Genomic DNA, 2,163 nt, shown 5'->3' with positions numbered 1-2,163 from the left:
ACGACGTTATAGTGCAATTTAATTTGTTAAATTGCTTAAAGATTTATGCAGGTTGGTATAATTATCGAATTGGTTAGTAATACATGTTCATTGGAAGTTAAAAATCACGGGTAATAGTAAGTCTAGAGTTATGGTGAGAACTCCAAATAGGCAATCAATAAAGCACTTATGCAGAATTATTGGCATTGAACACCTATTTTTTGTAGGTTGTCTTATCTAAGCTAATAATTAGATAATATCTATATAGTACATATCGTCCGTAGCTGCTTTTCATTTATAGAGGGTAGAGTGACTTAATGTAAGTGCTTTTTATTTTAGAACTAAAAAAGCGAGCCGTAGCTCGCTGGTTGTTGTTTATTTCCAGGCCTCAGGATCGACCTCTTTAGCAAGTTTAGGATGCTTACTTTTGTCAAAGGTGGGTATTAAGCCCTTGTTGTGTTGTTCGTTATAGTCTTTTGAAAGCCATACAACAACACCTGAAAGCATAAATAGCGCTATAACGTTGACAATGGCCATTAAGCCCATTGATATATCTGCCAGCGTCCAAATTAAACCAAGCTCACCAACAGCACCAAACATCACCATACCTAAAACCACCAGTCTAAAGATAAACATACCTTTATTAGAGTTGTGCTCTAAAAACATTAAATTTGTTTCAGCGTAAGAGTAATTAGCCACAATAGAAGTAAAAGCAAAAAACAATATAGCAATAGCAATAAAGTAAGTACCCCAGTCGCCGACGTGTTCTTGTAATGCTGCTTGTGTAAGTTCAATCCCCATAACACCAGATTCAGGTACTAATTGCTGCGATAGTAAAATAAGAGAAGCAGTCGCTGTACAAATAACAATAGTATCGATAAATACACCTAACATTTGCACATAACCTTGTGATGCAGGATGAGGAGGGTAAGGCGTCGCAGTAGCTGCGGCGTTAGCTGCACTACCCATACCGGCTTCGTTTGAGAATAAGCCACGCTTTATACCTTGGATCATCGCTTGTGTGACACCGTATCCAATAGCACCAGCACCAGCTTGTTCAATACCAAAAGCACTTTTTATAATAAGCACTAGCACATCTGGTAGTGCAGTAAAGTTAGTGGCGCATACATAAAGAGCAACCAGCAGGTAAGCTAATGCCATAAATGGCACAACCATTTCAGCAAAACGTGAAATGGTTTTTAGGCCACCAAAAATAATGATGCCAGAACCAATAACCAACAAAATGCCTACTATATACTTAGGTACATCAAACGCGACTTCAAATGCTGCAGCAATAGAGTTCGATTGTACGGCGTTAAATACTAAACCAAAGGCTAAAATTAAACATAACGAGAATAAAACGCCCATCCAGCGTTTACCTAAACCATTTTGCATATAATAAGCAGGGCCACCTCTAAAATTGCCTTCGGCGTCTTTTGTTTTATAAGCTTGTGCTAAGGTACTCTCGGCAAAGCTTGTAGCCATACCAATTAAGGCTATAGTCCACATCCAAAAAATAGCACCTGGGCCACCCAAATATAAAGCAACAGCAACGCCAGCCATGTTACCCGTGCCAACACGTGCAGCTAATGAAGTACAAAAAGCCTGAAAAGATGAAATTTCGTTGTCGGCACATTTACGAGAGCCAAACATAACTTTGAACATATGTGGAAATTGCACAAATTGAATAAAGCCTAGTCGAAAAGTAAAGAAGAGGCCCGCTGCTATTAATAAGTAGACGAGAACTTGCCCCCATAGAAGGGCACTTATACTATTTATTATGTCTGTCATGGATACTGCCTAAATACATGAGTTAAAAAAAGTGACCGCAACTTATCACATCAAGATAAAAGTGTTTAGTTTTAAAGTTCAAAAACAGAGTTATCAACAGGGTTTTGTGGGTAACTTGTGCTTATCATGTGCGCTTGCTTGGGGCTTAATTTTAATTACTATTTTATGTAAATAACGCTTGCGTAAAATGCGCCGCTCCCTATAATGCGACCCCACTGAGACGGGATATGGCGACGCACAGCGGACGAAGCATAGCGAGGCACGAACTACTCATAGAGTTAAATAAAACTTCGGTTTTAAATTATCGAAAGAAATTTTAAAACTAAGTATTGACTCGGAAAATAAAGGGTGTATTATTCGCATCCCTTGAGGCGCTAAAGCGACTCAAAACGT

General features: G+C 38.7%; 1 protein-coding gene. It reads right to left on the bottom strand.

Translation table 11 applies throughout. The features are described from left to right. Positions 1-354 precede the first annotated feature (354 nt). Positions 355-1,770, bottom strand: a complete 1,416-nt coding sequence (locus DO88_RS00050) for an alanine/glycine:cation symporter family protein (protein WP_033041266.1) — start codon at positions 1,768-1,770, stop codon at positions 355-357. Positions 1,771-2,163 lie beyond the last annotated feature (393 nt).

The organism is Pseudoalteromonas sp. S3431 (assembly GCF_000690035.1).
GTDB lineage: Bacteria > Pseudomonadota > Gammaproteobacteria > Enterobacterales > Alteromonadaceae > Pseudoalteromonas > Pseudoalteromonas fuliginea.
This window is presented reverse-complemented; position numbering and strand designations above follow the sequence as displayed.